The 543-nt window shown below is 66.9% G+C and carries 1 protein-coding gene; it reads right to left on the reverse strand.

What is annotated here, in order from left to right; genetic code table 11:
* Entirely contained in the window at positions 1-483 is a 483-nt protein-coding gene (locus ACSDR0_RS51115) for a hypothetical protein (protein ID WP_435296220.1), read from the reverse strand.
* Positions 484-543 lie beyond the last annotated feature (60 nt).

The raw sequence follows: 543 nt of genomic DNA on the forward strand, positions 1-543 counted from the left end.
TTAGAAGGCGTCGCCCCAGCGGCCGCAGTCGTCGAACTTGTCGGTGCCCTCGCAGACGCGGATCTTGAAGTCGTCGAAGCCGTTGCTCTTCTTGAAGCCGCCGAAGTGGTCGATGTCGCCGTGGCCGAAGGTCTTGAAGACCTTGGTGTGGAAGCCGAAGCGGTCGTGCCACTTGAACCACACGTAGCTGTGGGAGCGGTCGCGGTCACGGTCGAACAGGTCGCCGTAGAACCAGTAGCGGCCGTTGTCCTTGGTCCAGTAGCCCTTGAAGTAGGAGCGGTGACCGAAGTCCTCGCCGCGGCCGAACCCGGAGTAGTAGGGGCCGAAGAAGTGCTTGCCGGAGGTCTGCGCCTGCTGCGTGGCCACGGCCGAACCGGCGGTGGAGGCGGAGGTGGTGGCGGAGGCGGCGGGGGCCGCGGCCACGCCGGCCAGCAGGGAGGCGGCCAGGGCCGCTCCGGCGAGAAGGGCGCGCGTGGTGCTCATCGTCATGCTCCTGTGCGGTGGAGGGGTGTTGCCGTTCGGACACCACGAACACTAGAAACC

This window comes from Streptosporangium sp. G11 (assembly GCF_051192615.1).
GTDB lineage: Bacteria > Actinomycetota > Actinomycetes > Streptosporangiales > Streptosporangiaceae > Streptosporangium.

Bases quoted from the DNA above. Each gene is read 5' to 3' on its own strand.
- ACSDR0_RS51115 (WP_435296220.1), bottom strand. From the start codon at position 483: ATGAGCACCACGCGCGCCCTTCTCGCCGGAGCGGCCCTGGCCGCCTCC.